Source organism: Streptomyces sp. NPDC046197, from assembly GCF_040646295.1.
GTDB lineage: Bacteria > Actinomycetota > Actinomycetes > Streptomycetales > Streptomycetaceae > Streptomyces.
The window spans coordinates 268,306-283,362 of sequence record NZ_JBEYZY010000007.1 but is presented as its reverse complement, the minus strand read 5'-3'; the positions used below and the strand labels follow the sequence as shown (position 1 = coordinate 283,362).

The following is a 15,057-nucleotide window of genomic DNA, read 5'->3' as shown; positions in this document are numbered from 1 at the left end:
GGGTGGTTGTGTTGGCCGCGCCCCCCCCCCCGGCGCTCCCGCTCCGCCCCCCCCCCCCCACCCCCCAGCGGCAGTTCGTGAGACGAATCTGAGAACGGCCGGGGAGCGGGCACCTCAGTCCACGAACAGCCCCTGTGCCGCCGCCTTGGCGTCGAACTCCTCCAACCGGGCCTGTGCCTGCGGCAGGTCGTCGCACATCGCCTCCAGCAGGACCCGGCCGAGCAGCATCGGCGCGCACGCGGTGTCGAAGGCGAGCCCGGTGCCGACGGCGGCGGGCAGCAGGAGATCGGCGTACTTCGCGACCGGCGCGAAGGCCGAGTCCGCGACCGTCACCACGGTCAGCCCCGAATCCTTGGCATAGGCCAGGGTGTCGACCACCTCCCGCGGGTGCCGCGGCAGCGCGAAGCACAGCAAAGCCGAGGCACCGGCCCGCACCGCGCCGTCGATGCGGTCGTGGATCATCGTGCCGCCCTCGTCGAGCAGCCGTACGTCCGGATGGACCTTGGCGGCGAAGTACGCGAAGCCGTAGGCCTGGGATGCCGCGGCCCGCAGACCGAGGACGGGCAGCGGCCGCGAGGCGGCGAGGATCCGGCCCGCCTTCTGTACCGGCCGCGGATCGGCCAGCGCCTCCGCCAGCTGCTTCAGGTTCTCGATCTCGGCCTCGACGGCCTGCTGGTACTCGTTGTACGACGCCGACCGCACCGGCGGTTCGGCGGGCGCGACCTCGCGCAGGTGCCGGCGCAGCGCCGGGTAGCCGTCGAAGCCGAGCGCGACCGCGAAGCGGGTCACGGACGGCTGGCTGACCCCGGCGAGCTCGGCCAGCTCGACGCTGGACAGGAAGGGCACGTCGGCGGCCCGCCGCACCATGCTGTGCGCGATGCGCCGCTGGGTCGGCGTGAGCCGGTGCCCCTCGAAGAGCGCCTGCAGCCGTGCGGCCGGGCTGTCGGTCACGCTCATGTCGTGTCCCCCTCCAGATGTCCTCGACGCCCCGGGAGAGTACTCCCCGACCAGTTCCTATTCAGACACCAAGAACTCTGCATGAGGCCATACAAGACGGGCAAGGGATCCACCAAGTGTCGTTAAACGAACACCCACAGTGACACATCATGTACTTACTGTTAACAGACGCTGCACACACGACTCCTGAGGAAGCGTCATGGCCTCCAACCGCAGGGCCTTCCTGACGGCCACCGCCGTCGGCGCACTGGCCGCGGCACCCGCGACGCCGGCGGCGGCCGGCCCCCCGCCCGCCGCCCCCGTCACTCGTCCGCCGCTGACCCCGAAGGGGGCGCTGGACGAACTGCTCGCGGGCAACCGACGGTACGCCTCCGGCCGCCCCGCGCACCCTCACGAGGGGAGCGACAGGCGGCACCTGCTGGCCACCGCACAGCATCCGTTCGCGGTGGTCGTCGGCTGCGTCGACTCCCGGGTGCCACCGGAGCTGGTCTTCGACCAGGGGCTCGGGGACCTGCTGTGCATACGGACGGCCGGGCAGGCCCTGGACGAGGCGGTGCTCGGCTCCATCCAGTACGGGGTGGAGGAACTGCGCATCCCGCTGGTGCTGGTGCTGGGGCACGAGCGCTGCGGGGCGGTCGCGGCGACACTGGAGCACCTGCGCGCGGGAGCCCCGGTGCCCGGCCATCTGGGCCTGCTGGTGGACGAGATCATGCCCGCCGCCCGCCGGACCCGGGCCCTGGGCGGGGACTGGGCCGAGCACACCATGCGGGCCCACACGGCCTGGGTGCGCGACGCGATCCGGGCCGATCCCGCCTTCCGGCCGGCCTACGTCGCGGCGGCACGCCTCGACCTCGACACCGGGCTCGTCACCCTGCTGCCCTGAACCCGCTCCCCCTCCTCGCCCACTCCCCGCGAAGGAGCCATGAACCACTCCCGCGCCCTGTCCGTCCTCCCCTCCCTCACCGATCTGCGCTCCATGACCCACGCGCCGCGCCGCGACCTGCTGTGCGGGCTCACCGTCGCCGCCGTCGCCCTTCCCCTCGCCCTGGGTTTCGGCGTCACCTGCGGACTCGGTGCCGCCGCGGGGCTCGCCACCGCGGTCGTCGCCGGGTCCCTCGCCGCACTCTTCGGCGGTTCGGCGCGCCAGGTCAGCGGGCCCACCGGCGCCATCACGGTGCTCCTCGTGCCGATCGTGCACCGGTACGGCGCCGACGGCGTCCTCACTGTGGGCCTGATCGCCGGGGTGCTGCTGCTGGCGCTGGCCCTGGCCGGGGCGGAGGCCATCACGGCCTGCGTGCCCGCGCCGGTCATCGCCGGTTTCACCGTCGGGATCGCCGGTGTGATCGCCCTGCAACAGGTGCCTGCCGCACTCGGTGTGCCGGCACCGCGCGGTGAGCAGGTCGCCGTCGTCGCGGCGCGGGCGGCCGCGGAGTTCGGGCGGGTCCCGCACTGGACCGCCCCGGCGCTGGCCGTGGGTTCGGCCGCCCTGACGCTCGCCGGTGCCCGGTGGAAGCCGGCCGTGCCCTTCGCGCTCGTCGCGGTCACGGTCTCGACCGCGCTCGCGGAGGTCCTGCCCGTGGACGTCACCCGCGTCGGCACGCTCCCCGCCACGCTGCCGGCCCCCTCGCTCTCCTTCCTGGACCTCTCCCGCGTCCCCTCGCTGCTCGCGCCGGCCGCCGCGGTCGCCGCGCTGGCGGCCCTGCAGTCGCTGCTGTCGGCGTCCGCCGCCGACGCCATGCGCCCCGGGGAGCGGCACGATCCCGGCAAGGAGCTCTTCGGCCAGGGCATCGCCAATCTCACGGCCCCGCTGTTCGGCGGGGTCCCGGCGACGGGCGCGATCGCCCGCACGGCGGTCAACGTCCGCACCGGCGCCGCCTCCCGCCTGGCGGCGCTCTCCCACGCCCTGATCCTCGCCGGGACCGTGTCCTTGGCGGCCCCGCTGGTGGGCCGTGTTCCGCTGGCCGCACTGGCCGGGGTACTGCTCGCGACGGCCGTCCGGACGGTGGAGACGGACACGGTCCGCGCGATGGCGCGATCGACCCCCGGGGACGCCCTGGTCCTGGTCCTGACCGCCGCCTCCACTCTGGTCCTGGACCTGGTGCGGGCGGTGCTGATCGGGCTCGGCGTCTCGGTGCTGCTGGCGCTGCGCGCGGCGGTGCGCGGGACCCGGCTCACCCCGGCCGCCGCCGACGAACTGCCCGGCGGCTCGGGCCGGGTGACGTACCGCTTCGACGGCCCCCTGCTGTTCGCGGGTGCCCACCGGCTGCGCCGCAGTCTCGCCGAGGTGCACGACGGCGTCTCGGCCGTCGACCTCCGTATGTCGGGCCTGACGGCGGTGGACGCGACGGGCGCGCTGGCGCTGAGGGACGCGGTGGGCGAGCTGCGCGGCCGGGGCATCGAGGTCCGCATCACCGGAGTCGGCCACCGGCACCGCAGGGTGCTGGAGTCCCTGGGGGTGCTTCCCGCGGCCCCGGGGGCCGGTCCCAGCCGGGACAGGGGGGCTATCCCCAGTGCGGCGGGCGTGCCCGCTCCCTAGCCTGGTACGCATGACCGGAATGGACGCGCGGGACGCCGACCTGAAGAAAGAGCTCAACGCCTCCCTGCAGGCCCGCAGGGAGCTGGGCGAGGAGTACGACTCCGCGCTGGTGGAGTCGTTCCTGGAGAAGGTCGACCAGCGCATCGACGGCGCCGTGGAGCGCCGGGTGCGCCGGCAACTCGCCGAGCAGCAGATGACGATGGCCCGCGACTCCCGGTCGCCGAAGGCCACCGACTCCTGGGGCGAGCGCTTCGGCTTCGGCATCGTCTCGTTGGTGCTGGCCGTGCCGCTGTCCGGAATCGGCACCGTCATGGGCCTGCCCGGCCTGATCGTCACCTGGATCGGCATCGTCGGCGTCAACGCCATGCAGGCCGCCCGCACCAACCCGGGCCTGTTCACCGGTCGGCGCGGCAGGAGTTCCGGGGACGGCGACTGGGAGGAGTGAACGCCTCTGCGTCCGCCCGCCGGGAAGTAATGCGCGGGGACCGCCGCTCCCCCGTTGCCGGGGGGCGGGACGACGGCGGTCCCCGCGATGGGACGCGGGCCGGGTCAGGGCCGGGCTTGCGCGTCCGTGGCGTCCATGGAGGTCCGGGAGCCGCTCCGGAGGTCCTTGGCGCCGTTCGGCGCCGGCCGGGACGGGGGGCCTGCCCCCACCGTCCTGCCGACACCCACCAATGTGCCGGACGCGTGTTAAGCGGGTGCTGCGTGAACGTGACACGCTCGTACCACTTCCGCGACTCCTCCTCAGCCGGAGGTCACCGCAAGTTCCCCGCGGATACGCCCGGTTCACCGGACGTTCACTACTGCTTTCCCCCCTTGGCCAGGAAGGCCAGCAGGTCCTGACGGCTGACCACACCGGTCGGCTTGCCCTCCACCAGGACGATCGCCGCGTCCGCCGTGCCGAGTACGGACATGAGGTCGGCGACCGGCTCGCCGGAACCGACCTGGGGCAGCGGAGCGGACATGTGCTTCTCCAGCGGGTCCTCCAGCGACGCCCGATTGGTGAACAGGGCGTCGAGCAGCTCCCGTTCCACCACGGACCCCACGACCTCCGCCGCCATCACGTCCGGGTGACCGGCGCCCGGCTTCACGATCGGCATCTGCGAGACGCCGTACTCGCGCAGCACCTCGATGGCCTGGCCGACGGTCTCGTCCGGGTGCATGTGGACGAGGGAGGGGATGCCGCCCTCCTTGTCGTTGAGGACGTCGGCGACGCGGGCGCTCGGGCCCTCGTCCTCCAGGAAGCCGTAGTCGGCCATCCACTCGTCGTTGAAGATCTTGCTGAGGTAGCCGCGCCCGCTGTCCGGCAGCAGCACCACCACGACGTCGTCCGGTCCGAGCCGCTCGGCGACCCGCAGCGCCGCCACCACGGCCATGCCGCAGGAGCCGCCGACCAGCAGGCCCTCCTCCTTGGCCAGCCGCCGGGTCATCTGGAAGGAGTCCTTGTCCGACACGGCGACGATCTCGTCCGCGACGCCGCGGTCGTAGGCGGTCGGCCAGAAGTCCTCACCGACGCCCTCGACGAGGTACGGCCGCCCGGAGCCGCCGGAGTACACGGACCCCTCCGGGTCGGCGCCGATGACCTGGACCGTGCCGTCGCTGACGTCCTTGAGGTAGCGCCCGGTCCCGGAGATGGTGCCGCCGGTGCCCACGCCGGCCACGAAGTGGGTGATCTTCCCCTCGGTCTGCTCCCACAGCTCGGGGCCGGTGGAGTGATAGTGCGAAAGCGGGTTGTTGGGGTTGGAGTACTGGTCCGGCTTCCAGGCGCCCGGGGTCTCCCGCACGAGCCGGTCGGAGACGTTGTAGTAGGAGTCGGGGTGCTCGGGCGCCACCGCCGTCGGGCACACCACCACTTCCGCCCCGTACGCGCGCAGCACGTTGATCTTGTCGGTGGAGACCTTGTCCGGGCACACGAAGATGCACTTGTAGCCCTTCTGCTGCGCCACGATGGCCAGCCCCACACCGGTGTTCCCACTGGTCGGCTCGACGATCGTCCCGCCGGGCTTGAGCTCGCCGCTCTGCTCGGCCGCCTCGATCATGCGCAGGGCGATGCGGTCCTTCACGGAGCCGCCCGGGTTGAAGTACTCCACCTTGGCCAGGACGGTCGCCTGGATGCCCTTGGTGACGTTGTTGAGCCTCACCAGCGGGGTGTTGCCGACGAGGCTGATCATCGAGTCGTGGAAGTGCACCGTTGTCTCCGGTCGCTGCAAAAGATGTGGTCGTAGTGGTTCCGCCAGCCTAAGGCCAGGCGCGCGGCGGGGACGGGCGTTCACTCCCCGTTGAGATTGGACGACGGTCGGTACGGGGCAAGGAGTGGATGTACGGCTACGAGGAGGTGGCGGCGAGGCATGACGAGCATGTCGAGGGCGAGGGTGGCCCGGCGGATCGCGGCCGGCGCCGCGTACGGCGGCGGGGGGATCGGCCTGGCCGGCGTGGCCGCCGTCGGTCTGTTACTGGCCGAGGTGCAGATGGCCAAGCGCCACGTGGGCAACGGCACGGACAACCGCGTGCCGGTGGCGGACGGGCTGTACGGCCGTGGCTACGCCACTCCCGGCGAAGCACCCCTGAAGCTGTGGCTGCTGGGCGACTCCACTGCCGCGGGCCAGGGCGTCCACCGGGCCGGGCAGACACCGGGCGCGCTGGTGGCGTCGGGCCTGGCGGCGGTGGCGGAACGTCCGGTGGAGATGCGCAACGTGGCTCTCCCGGGCGCCCAGTCCGACGACCTGGACCGGCAGGTGGCGCTGGTGCTGGCGGATCCGGCCCGGGTGCCGGACGTCTGCGTGATCATGATCGGCGCCAACGACGTCACGCACCGGATGCCACCGACCCGTTCCGTACGGCACCTCTCGGCGGCCGTTCGGCGCCTGCGTACGGCGGGCGCCGAGGTCGTCGTGGGCACCTGTCCCGACCTCGGCACGATCGAGCCGGTCCAGCAGCCGCTGCGCTGGCTGGCCCGCCGGGCCTCGCGCCAGCTGGCGGCGGCCCAGACGATCGGGGTGGTGGAGCAGGGGGGCCGCACCGTGTCACTGGGCGACCTGCTCGGCCCGGAGTTCGCGGCCAACCCCCGGGAGCTGTTCGGCCCCGACAACTACCACCCCTCCGCGGAGGGCTACGCCACCGCGGCGATGGCGGTCCTGCCGACCGTGTGCGCGACGCTGGGCCTGTGGCCGGCGGAGGAGGAGCGGCCGGACGCCTCGCGGCGGGAGGGCTTCCTGCCGGTGGCCCGGGCCGCGGCCGAGGCGGCGTCGGAGGCCGGCACGGAGGTCACGGCGGCGCTGCCGACGGGTCCGCGAGGACCGTGGGCACTGCTCAAGCGGCGGCGGAGGAGGAGGGTGCCGGAGCCGGAACGTGCACCAGTGACGCCGTCTCCCTGATCCGGGCCCATCCGGGCCGTTCCGGGCCGTTCCTGGACGTTCCGCGCCGTTCCTGGACGTTCCGCGCCGATCAGCGCTGATCCGGGCCCTCGCCCTCGCCCTGCGTCGCCGGGAGCCTCCCGGGGCGGGACCCGCGGACGTACGCTCCTTCCGCCTGCGTTCTTTTACGCCTGCGCCTCCCACCCGGAAAGCAAGCGCTTAGAAAGTTGCGGCCAGGATCACACCCCGACACCCGTGACCCCGCGCATACGTACGGGTAACTTCCCACTCGGCCCTGCCCATCCCTCGCACTTTCGCCAATGGAGCCGTGATGCCCGAAGCCGTCATCGTCTCGACCGCCCGCTCCCCCATCGGCCGCGCCGGCAAGGGCTCCCTCAAGGACCTGCGCCCCGACGACCTCACCGCCACGATCATCCAGGCCGCGCTCGCGAAGGTCCCCGAACTGGACCCCAGGGACATCGACGACCTGATGCTCGGCTGCGGCCTGCCCGGCGGTGAGCAGGGCAACAACCTCGGCCGGATCGTCGCCGTGCAGATGGGCATGGACCACCTGCCCGGCTGCACCATCACCCGCTACTGCTCCTCGTCGCTGCAGACCTCCCGTATGGCCCTGCACGCCATCAAGGCGGGCGAGGGCGACGTGTTCATCTCGGCCGGTGTCGAGACGGTCTCCCGCTTCGCCAAGGGCAACTCCGACAGCCTCCCGGACACGCGCAACCCGTTCTTCGCCGAGGCCGAGGCCCGTACCGCCGCCGTCGCCCAGCAGGAGGGCACGACCTGGCACGACCCGCGTGAGGACGGCCTGGTCCCGGACGCGTACATCACGATGGGGCAGACGGCCGAGAACCTCGCCCGCTGGAAGGGCGTCACCCGGCAGGAGATGGACGAGTTCGGCGTACGGTCGCAGAACCTCGCCGAGGAGGCCATCAAGAGCGGCTTCTGGGAGCGGGAGATCACCCCGGTCACCCTCCCCGACGGCACGGTGGTCAGCAAGGACGACGGCCCGCGGCCGGGCGTCACCATGGAGGGCGTCGCGGGCCTCAAGCCGGTCTTCCGCCCCGACGGGCTCGTCACCGCGGGCAACTGCTGCCCGCTCAACGACGGTGCCGCCGCGCTCGTGATCATGTCCGACACCAAGGCCCGCGAGCTCGGCCTGACCCCGCTGGCCCGCATCGTCTCCACCGGCGTCTCCGGCCTCTCCCCGGAGATCATGGGCCTCGGCCCGGTCGAGGCGTCCCAGCAGGCCCTCAGGCGGGCCGGACTGACCATCGAGGACATCGACCTGGTCGAGATCAACGAGGCCTTCGCCGCCCAGGTGATCCCCTCCTACCGCGACCTCGGCGTGGACCTCGACAAGCTGAACGTCAACGGCGGCGCCATCGCCGTCGGCCACCCCTTCGGCATGACCGGCGCCCGCATCACCGGCACGCTCATCAACTCCCTGCAGTGGCACGACAAGCAGTTCGGCCTGGAGACGATGTGCGTCGGCGGCGGCCAGGGCATGGCGATGGTCATCGAGCGCCTCAGCTGAACCCGCTCATCCCCCGCTGAACCCGCTCACCCGCTCACCCACCCGCCGCCGAAGGCCCGCCCCCGGGACGGCCCGTGGCGACGGTGGCACCGAGCGTGAGCAAACGGCCCGGATTCCAAGAAACCACTGGATTCCGGGCCGTTCTGTGATCCAATCTCCCCCAGGATGTGACCTATCTCCCCCAGGGGAGGGATTCAGCAGGTCAGAGGTGTTTCGCCAGTGGACAGCGGGGCCGAGTTCCTGTCCGGTTCGTGACGTTACGCACTGACAGCTGGTTGGTCCGCCCTTCAAGCTGATGTAGGAAGTCGGGGGTCGACCTTGAACCCGGGAGTACGTCAGTGAGCGCCATGCCGATCGCCTTGCTGCTCACCACGGCCGCCACCGGCGCCGTGGGCGTCGCCGTCCTGCGCACCCTGATGGTGTTGCGCCGCCAGGTCGCGGCCCTGCACGCCCAGCTCGCCGAGCAGCACGCCGCCGCCACCCGCGCCCTCCTGCCCGCGGCCCGCAACCACACCGACGCCGAGCAGATACGGGCCGCCGTGGCCCAGGCGCTCGCCGAGGAGCGGGAGCGGGAGCTGGCCGAGGCCCGGGCGTTCTGGGCCGCCCAGGAGGCCCGTGACGCGGCGGACGCGCCCACCCTGCTGGGCCTGCCCGACAACGAGCCGTTCCTGCCGCGCCAGGCCGACTTCACGGGCCTGGAGCACCTGGAACCGGTGACCGAGACCGGCCCGGAGGCCGACGAGTACTCCGGGGAGTCGCCGGAGCTGGCCGCGGCCCGCCGCCGCCACCCCTCCCACCCGGAGTTCACCCCGTCCCCGTCGCCGGTCGCCGGCGACCACGAGCGCACGGTGGCCACGCTGGAGGAGCTGGCCGACTCCCGGGTGGAGCTGGCCGACGTACGGCCGGGCCCGCTGGGCACCCTGGACGTCTACGTCTTCGCGGACGGCACGACGCTGTGCATGACCCCGGGCCACCGTGAGACCGCCGAGCGCCTGGCCGCCGCACTGCGCGCCGGCCAGAGCCCGGTCCTGCTCGGCGGCTCCGGTGTCTCCGGCGCCTACGCCCTCACCTTCGCCTGCGGCGAGGAGAACGTGTACATCCTGGCGGACCGGGTGATCGCCTCGCTGTAGCGGGCCGTCAGACGCCCGCGCGCTTCTGCGCCTCCTCCACCAGCCGCACCGCCTCCTCCACCTCGGCCTCGCTGTCCAGTACGAGCGCCAGATCGTGCGCGGCAACGGTGACCTGGTCCGCGACCGCGAACATCCCGGCGTCGGGCATCTCGCGGGGCACGGCCGCGGGGTCCTCCCTGAGCTGCGCCCGCCGGGCCATCTCCCGGGCCAGGCCCAGCGCCTCGCCCGCCGCGCTGCGTTGCAGCCGGCTCTGTGGAGCGGCCCGGAGACGGTCGGCGAAGTGATCCACTGCACGGGTCAGAGGTGTCGTGTCAACCACGCCCGCGAGATTACGCGTCGCAGCAGGACTGTTGCCAATACGCCAACACTCAGGCACGGTGACGTGAAGGACCGGCTTCATCGAATGCGTCCGGAGGCGCCGATGTCCCAAGTCTTCTCCGAAGAGACCCATCGCAATCTGCTCGCCCGTATCCCCCACTGCACCGGTCGTGAAGTCTCCGACTGGTTGCGCACCGTCGAAGAAGGCCCCGCTCTCCGCTTCGAGGAGAAGGTCAGCTGGCTCCGCGCCGAGCACAACCTCGCGTACGGCCACGCCAAGGCGATCATTCACGAGTACGACCTGAGGAGGGCCGCGCGCAAACTGCTCTAGGGCCTGTCCGGGGGATCAGGTCGGTGTGGAGCAGCGCTGACACGACGACGTGCTGATACGACGAAGGGCCCCGGGCCACGCGGCGGTAGCCGCATGAGCGCCCGGGGCCCTTTCGCGTGGGCGGGCCCTAGTCGTTCTGGTTGAGGATCGCGAGGATCCGCAGGAACTCCATGTAGATCCACACCAGCGTCAGCGTGAGGCCGAAGGCCGCGAGCCAGGCCTCCTCGCGCGGGGCACCGTAGGCGATGCCGTCCTCGACCTGCTTGAAGTCCAGGGCGAGGAAGCACGCGCCGAGGATGATGCCGACGACACCGAAGAAGATGCCGAGGCCACCGCTGCGGAAGCCGAGGCCGTCACCGCCGCCGAACACCGCGAACAGCAGGTTGACCGCCATCAGCAGCACGAAGCCGAGCGCGGCCGCCATCACGAAGCCGTAGAACCGGCGGTTGACGCGGATCCAGCCCGCCTTGTACGCCACCAGCACGGCGGCGCAGACCGCCATCGTGCCGATCACGGCCTGCATGGCCGCGCCACTGGCGATGCGGTTGTCGACGATGCTCGACAGGACGCCGAGGAAGACGCCCTCGAACGCGGCGTAGGTGAGGATCAGCGCGGGCGAGGCCTTGCGCTTGAAGGACTGCACGAAGCCCAGGACCATGGCGATCAGCGCGGCGCCGACCCCGAGGCCGTAGGACCGGCTGATGTGGGCGTTGTCGACCGGCAGCAGCGCCCAGGCGAGCGCCGCGGTGACGACCAGCACACCGAGTGTGGAGGCCGTGCGCACGACGACGTCGTCCATCGTCATCCGGCCGGTGGTGGCCGGGGCCTGCGGCGGCGCGCCGTACTGCAGGTCCTGCTGGGCGTAGGGGTTCTGAGCGTAAGGGTTCTGCGCGTAGGGGGTGCCGCTCGGCTGGGCATAGGGGTTGCCCTGCGCATACGGATTGCCCTGCGTGCCGACAGCGGGGCCCCCGGCCTGCGGCGCGGTGCCGAAGCCCGCGTAGCCGTTGTCGCGGCTGAACCCCCGTCGCGAGAAGACCGGGTTTCTGCTCCTCATCTCACTCCTCCGTGGCCGCACGGCGCAGCCTTGGCCTCAAGAGTAATGGAAAGGCAAAGGATCGATCCTAATACCTGCGGAGGATCTTTCCCTCGTCCTGCTGGCGAACACGCTACGCGGGCGGGTGATTCCCAGCCATGCGCGCCCCCATTCATGACCAACCTGCGACACGTCCGGAATCAGCCGGAGATCACCGGGCCCGGCACGCGGCCCGGACCGGGCCCGGCACACCGTCCGAGCCGGGTCCGTCACACCGCCCGGACCGGGTCCGTCACACGGTCCCGGCGCGAAAGCGGCCGGCCGCCGGGCCCGCGCGAGCAGAGGTCGCGGGCACGGCGGCCGACCAGGAGGGAGCGGCTTACGGCGCGGTCAGTGGCCCGGCCAGCCGTCCAGTTGGCGGTGCAGGGTCACCTCGGGCTGGGCGCCGCCCTTGGGGGCGTGCGCCGCCGCGTCGTGCAGGACGCCGGTTACCTCGGCGGCGAGACCGTCGACCTGCGACTTCAGGTCGGCGGCCGGGAGCGAGGACCGGGTCAGCTCGTCCAGCCGGCGATGGATGTCGGCGAGCTGCCGCCGGGCCGTGTCGTCGAGGGTGAACGGGGACGGCGTGGACACGACGAACTGGTAGGCCCCGGCGAGGGTCTGGCACCCGGTGCACTTCTTGTTCGCCGCGTCGCTGAGGTTCACCGCGTTCAGGTGCGTGTGCTCCCCGGCGATGGTGACGATCTGGAAGGACAGTGCCACCGAACGGCACGCGTCGTCGGCCGAGCATCCGGCGGAGACCGCGTTGGCCTGGTTGCGTACGGCGGCGGCGTTGACCGTGCCGAACTGGCGGACGGTGAACGAGTCCTCCGCCTGCGTGTGGTGCGCCCGGTCGGCATGAGTGAACACGTGGTCCGACGCTACGGCCGCGTGCGGCGCGGCGGTGGCGGCCTGGGCCGGCACCGCTGTGGCCACCCCGGCGACACCGGCGGCCAACAGGCCGATGCGTACGGCCCGTTGGGTGAACGGCCTGGTGGAGGAACGTGGTTTGCGATGGACGTTCATGGTTCTCCTGCGGTGGATAGAGAGGTACGTATGCGTGATCCGCGGGCAGTCGTGCGGCGGCGCGACCCGGCCCCGGCACCGGCCGGCGCTGACTCGCCGGCGCCTCTCAGGACGCCACCGGACTTGGTGACTCACTGACCGGCGGCGGCGTAGGACTCGCCGGCGGCGACACCGGCACGCTCTCCGACGGCGTGGGCGAGGGCTCCGGCGCGGGACCGCCCCCGCCAGGGGACGACGACGGCACGGGCGACCCGGCCGTGCCCTTGCTCGTCGGCCGCGAGGACACCGACGAACTCGGCTTCCCCGAGGCCGACGCCGACGCCCCGGCCGACGCCGACGCGCTGCTGGACGCGGCGCCCGAGGGACTGTGGCCCGGCCTCGCCGACCCGGCGGCGCCCGCCGGCCCGGACGGCGACACCGACGCCCCGCCCCGCGCACCGTCCGACGCCGGCCCGTCGGGCGTCGACGCGTGCCGTGGTCCCGGCTCCTGTGTCGACACCCCGGGCTGCAGGATCGGGGCGATCGGCGGCTTCTTCGGCAGCGGCTGCGGGGTCAGCCCGGACACCCACGCGTAGCTGAGCCCCGTCAGACCGGCCAGCGCGACCGCGCACAGCGCCACCCGCAGCACCGGCCGGCCCGCCGTGGACCGGTTCGCGGCCCGGAGGATGCGGCCGGCCAGTTTGACGGACAGATAGATCACGCCGGCCATCGGGCACAGCAACATGACGCAGCCGATCACCCCGACCAGGCCCTCGACGATGCGCCCGTCCACGAACGCCGCGCCGGTGCCGACCAGCTGCTCCGTGAGCGACCGGGTCATCGTGGCGATGATCCGCGGCAGGTTCCACAGCGCGTAGCCGAGCTCGCCGACGAGCAGGGGCACCATCGTCAGCACCCAGGTGGCGACGATGGCGCGCGCCGACTTCTTCAGCCCCGCGACCTCCCGGCGGGCCGTTTGTCCCTTGGCCCCCGGTACCAGGCTCAGCAGGATCGGCTTGATCTTGCCGTACAGGTCGGGCACCCCGGCGAGGTCGCCCAGGATGTAGTAGCCGTCCAGGCGGACGGCGGGCATCAGCTGCTCCAGGATCTCGAAGTGCCCGAGGTAGACCGTGGCCAGGAAGAACTGTGCCCCGGTGGCGAAGTACGCCCCGGCCATGGCCAGCATGAAGACGACGTTGAAGTACACGCCGCCCAGGTCGGTGCGCAGCCGCCCCGCGCGTCCGATCCGGTAGACGTCGGTGACGTCGGTGTACATCGACGGCCAGATGAGGAAGAGCCCGCAGCCGATGCATCCGGGGCGGGCGCCTCCGTACCGGCAGGCGGAGGCGTGGCCGAACTCGTGGAAGACGAGCGAGGCCACGGTGAGGACGAAGACGATGAGGATGAGGACCGGCTGGTCGAGCACCTCCAGTACGGGCTCGATCGCCCCGAAGAAGCCGAACAGCCAGACGTCCATGACGAGCGCCGAGACCAGCACGAGGACGACCACGGCCGGCCGGTGCAGCCAGGACAGGGCCCGGGCGATCTTCGCCGTACGGCGCTCGTTGAAGATCACCCGGTGGCCCTTGAGGGCCAGCAGCAGGTCGGAGCGCGGGGCGTCGACCTCCTCGCTCTCCTGGCCCTCCGGGACCGTCACGCCGAGCGGTTCGAGCTTGTTCTCGACGAGGTAGCGGACGTTGTCGCCGCTGACCTCCCGGCCGAACCGGGCGCTCACGCGGTGGGCGATGGTCTCGACGTCGCGGCTCCCGTCGATGGACGAGGCGACGAGGTACAGCAGCCGCGACAGCTGCACGACCTGCCCGTCCCCCCGACGGGCGATGTACTTGGGCTCGGTGAAACCGGAGCCCTGGTACTCGCCGTGCAGCTGCAACCCCGCGCTCAGCCGCGGCACCAGCGGCGACGGCGCCTCGATCACCGGCAGGCTGCCCGTCGCCACCTGCTCGTAGGTCACCGGCCAGCCGCCGGGTCCCGGGACCGGCCCCGTGTCGTACAGCGCCGCGGTCCCGTCTCCGAGCACCGTCATGTGGTCTCCCCCCACGTCCTTGCCAGTCCTCCCCCTCGCCCCACCCGCCCCGTTTCCCCCGGTGCTTCGGGGGCGGACCGCGTCGTGTCCCCCCGCGCGATCCGCCCCCGTGGCCGTCGTGGCGGCGGTGCCGCTACTGGTTGACGGTGATGCTCTGGACGGCCTGCGACTCGGCGGACGACCACGCGGAGTGGTCGTTCAGGGCCGCGGACTCGTTGTGCGCCGAGATGTTGGCGACGTGCTTGGTGACGTTGACCGTCTTGCCGAAGCTGAACTTCAGACGGCCGAGGGCCTCACGGCCCGGCAGCAGCTCCGCGGACTCGGTGTCCAGCTCGTGCATGTCCATGCTCATGACGGATGTCCTTTCGGGTGTTTCGGGTCTTCAGGGATGGGTTCGGCTGGAGGCGGGCGTTACTGCGAGACGCTGATGGTCTGGCCGGCACCGGAGTCGGCCACCGACCACGCGGAGTGGTCGTTCAGGGCCGCGGACTCGTTGTGCGCCGAGATGTTGGCGACGTGCTTGGTGACGTTGACCGTCTTGCCGAAGCTGAACTTCAGACGGCCGAGGGCCTCACGGCCCGGCAGCAGCTCCGCGGACTCGGCCTCAAGCTCGTGGGCGTCCATCATGATCGATTCCCCCTCAGGGATAGACATTTCCGGTCGGACCGAGTCAGGTTCCCCCCGGACTCTGTCCAACTTGGTCGGACGAGCTGTCCAACGAGATTGGACACTAGGGCCTCGCGCACCCCTCGCGCAACC

15 protein-coding genes are annotated in these 15,057 nt (G+C 72.1%); 7 read left to right on the top strand and 8 right to left on the bottom strand.

Features of this window, described 5'->3' with window-relative positions:
* Nucleotides 1–114 precede the first annotated feature (114 nt).
* Nucleotides 115–957, bottom strand: a complete 843-nt coding sequence (locus AB0A61_RS13115) for a MurR/RpiR family transcriptional regulator (RefSeq protein ID WP_361290650.1) — start codon at nucleotides 955–957, stop codon at nucleotides 115–117.
* 199 nt (nucleotides 958–1,156) lie between these two features.
* On the opposite strand from AB0A61_RS13115, the gene AB0A61_RS13110 reads away from it, so the two are divergent.
* From AB0A61_RS13110 to AB0A61_RS13100, 3 genes are read left to right on the top strand one after another with little or no spacing between them, the layout of a single operon-like run.
* Nucleotides 1,157–1,840, top strand: coding sequence for a carbonic anhydrase (locus AB0A61_RS13110; protein WP_361290647.1), 684 nt, complete (start codon nucleotides 1,157–1,159; stop codon nucleotides 1,838–1,840).
* Between the two features lie 39 nt (nucleotides 1,841–1,879).
* Nucleotides 1,880–3,493: a SulP family inorganic anion transporter gene (locus AB0A61_RS13105; RefSeq protein ID WP_361290644.1), complete on the top strand. Its 1,614-nt coding sequence runs from the start codon at nucleotides 1,880–1,882 to the stop codon at nucleotides 3,491–3,493.
* 19 nt (nucleotides 3,494–3,512) lie between these two features.
* Nucleotides 3,513–3,938 carry a hypothetical protein gene (locus AB0A61_RS13100; protein ID WP_361290827.1) on the top strand — a complete coding sequence of 142 codons (426 nt, stop codon included), beginning with the start codon at nucleotides 3,513–3,515 and terminating at the stop codon, nucleotides 3,936–3,938.
* A 355-nt stretch (nucleotides 3,939–4,293) separates the two neighbouring features.
* On the opposite strand, the gene AB0A61_RS13095 is transcribed toward AB0A61_RS13100, so the two are convergent.
* The gene (locus AB0A61_RS13095; RefSeq protein ID WP_361290641.1) at nucleotides 4,294–5,682 is read right to left on the bottom strand and encodes a cystathionine beta-synthase; all 1,389 of its coding nucleotides are present in this window, start codon (nucleotides 5,680–5,682) and stop codon (nucleotides 4,294–4,296) included.
* 159 nt (nucleotides 5,683–5,841) lie between these two features.
* Here AB0A61_RS13095 and AB0A61_RS13090 point away from each other — a divergent pair, with 159 nt between their 5' ends.
* The 3 genes from AB0A61_RS13090 to AB0A61_RS13080 all read left to right on the top strand — a co-directional run bounded on the left by AB0A61_RS13090 (nucleotide 5,842) and on the right by AB0A61_RS13080 (nucleotide 9,528).
* Nucleotides 5,842–6,867, top strand: a complete 1,026-nt coding sequence (locus AB0A61_RS13090; RefSeq protein ID WP_361290639.1) for an SGNH/GDSL hydrolase family protein — start codon at nucleotides 5,842–5,844, stop codon at nucleotides 6,865–6,867.
* Between the two features lie 310 nt (nucleotides 6,868–7,177).
* A complete protein-coding gene (locus AB0A61_RS13085; protein WP_361290636.1) occupies nucleotides 7,178–8,398 on the top strand; it encodes an acetyl-CoA C-acetyltransferase in 1,221 nt (406 codons plus the stop codon).
* A gap of 338 nt (nucleotides 8,399–8,736) precedes the next feature.
* Nucleotides 8,737–9,528, top strand: a complete 792-nt coding sequence (locus AB0A61_RS13080) for a hypothetical protein (protein WP_361290633.1) — start codon at nucleotides 8,737–8,739, stop codon at nucleotides 9,526–9,528.
* A 7-nt stretch (nucleotides 9,529–9,535) separates the two neighbouring features.
* On the opposite strand, the gene AB0A61_RS13075 is transcribed toward AB0A61_RS13080, so the two are convergent.
* Nucleotides 9,536–9,847: a hypothetical protein gene (locus AB0A61_RS13075; protein WP_361290630.1), complete on the bottom strand. Its 312-nt coding sequence runs from the start codon at nucleotides 9,845–9,847 to the stop codon at nucleotides 9,536–9,538.
* Between the two features lie 102 nt (nucleotides 9,848–9,949).
* Here AB0A61_RS13075 and AB0A61_RS13070 point away from each other — a divergent pair, with 102 nt between their 5' ends.
* Nucleotides 9,950–10,177: a DUF4287 domain-containing protein gene (locus AB0A61_RS13070; RefSeq protein WP_361290627.1), complete on the top strand. Its 228-nt coding sequence runs from the start codon at nucleotides 9,950–9,952 to the stop codon at nucleotides 10,175–10,177.
* 127 nt (nucleotides 10,178–10,304) lie between these two features.
* Here AB0A61_RS13070 and AB0A61_RS13065 read toward each other — a convergent pair whose 3' ends face one another.
* From AB0A61_RS13065 to AB0A61_RS13045, 5 genes are all read right to left on the bottom strand, one after another.
* Entirely contained in the window at nucleotides 10,305–11,231 is a 927-nt protein-coding gene (locus AB0A61_RS13065; protein WP_361290624.1) for a Bax inhibitor-1/YccA family protein, read from the bottom strand.
* Nucleotides 11,232–11,600: 369 nt separating this feature from the next.
* On the bottom strand, nucleotides 11,601–12,275 hold the full coding sequence (locus tag AB0A61_RS13060) for a hypothetical protein (protein ID WP_361290621.1): 675 nt from the start codon (nucleotides 12,273–12,275) through the stop codon (nucleotides 11,601–11,603).
* A gap of 106 nt (nucleotides 12,276–12,381) precedes the next feature.
* Nucleotides 12,382–14,298: a hypothetical protein gene (locus AB0A61_RS13055; RefSeq protein WP_361290618.1), complete on the bottom strand. Its 1,917-nt coding sequence runs from the start codon at nucleotides 14,296–14,298 to the stop codon at nucleotides 12,382–12,384.
* A gap of 133 nt (nucleotides 14,299–14,431) precedes the next feature.
* Entirely contained in the window at nucleotides 14,432–14,650 is a 219-nt protein-coding gene (locus AB0A61_RS13050) for a hypothetical protein (protein WP_361290615.1), read from the bottom strand.
* A 59-nt stretch (nucleotides 14,651–14,709) separates the two neighbouring features.
* Complete coding sequence (locus AB0A61_RS13045) at nucleotides 14,710–14,925, bottom strand: hypothetical protein (RefSeq protein WP_361290612.1); 216 nt, start codon at nucleotides 14,923–14,925, stop codon at nucleotides 14,710–14,712.
* Nucleotides 14,926–15,057 lie beyond the last annotated feature (132 nt).

Bases quoted from the DNA above. Each gene is read 5' to 3' on its own strand.
- AB0A61_RS13115 (WP_361290650.1), bottom strand. From the start codon at position 957: ATGAGCGTGACCGACAGCCCGGCCGCACGGCTGCAGGCGCTCTTCGAG.
- AB0A61_RS13110 (WP_361290647.1), top strand. From the start codon at position 1,157: ATGGCCTCCAACCGCAGGGCCTTCCTGACGGCCACCGCCGTCGGCGCA.
- AB0A61_RS13105 (WP_361290644.1), top strand. From the start codon at position 1,880: ATGAACCACTCCCGCGCCCTGTCCGTCCTCCCCTCCCTCACCGATCTG.
- AB0A61_RS13100 (WP_361290827.1), top strand. From the start codon at position 3,513: ATGGACGCGCGGGACGCCGACCTGAAGAAAGAGCTCAACGCCTCCCTG.
- AB0A61_RS13090 (WP_361290639.1), top strand. From the start codon at position 5,842: ATGACGAGCATGTCGAGGGCGAGGGTGGCCCGGCGGATCGCGGCCGGC.
- AB0A61_RS13085 (WP_361290636.1), top strand. From the start codon at position 7,178: ATGCCCGAAGCCGTCATCGTCTCGACCGCCCGCTCCCCCATCGGCCGC.
- AB0A61_RS13070 (WP_361290627.1), top strand. From the start codon at position 9,950: ATGTCCCAAGTCTTCTCCGAAGAGACCCATCGCAATCTGCTCGCCCGT.
- AB0A61_RS13065 (WP_361290624.1), bottom strand. From the start codon at position 11,231: ATGAGGAGCAGAAACCCGGTCTTCTCGCGACGGGGGTTCAGCCGCGAC.
- AB0A61_RS13060 (WP_361290621.1), bottom strand. From the start codon at position 12,275: ATGAACGTCCATCGCAAACCACGTTCCTCCACCAGGCCGTTCACCCAA.
- AB0A61_RS13055 (WP_361290618.1), bottom strand. From the start codon at position 14,298: ATGACGGTGCTCGGAGACGGGACCGCGGCGCTGTACGACACGGGGCCG.
- AB0A61_RS13050 (WP_361290615.1), bottom strand. From the start codon at position 14,650: ATGAGCATGGACATGCACGAGCTGGACACCGAGTCCGCGGAGCTGCTG.
- AB0A61_RS13045 (WP_361290612.1), bottom strand. From the start codon at position 14,925: ATGATGGACGCCCACGAGCTTGAGGCCGAGTCCGCGGAGCTGCTGCCG.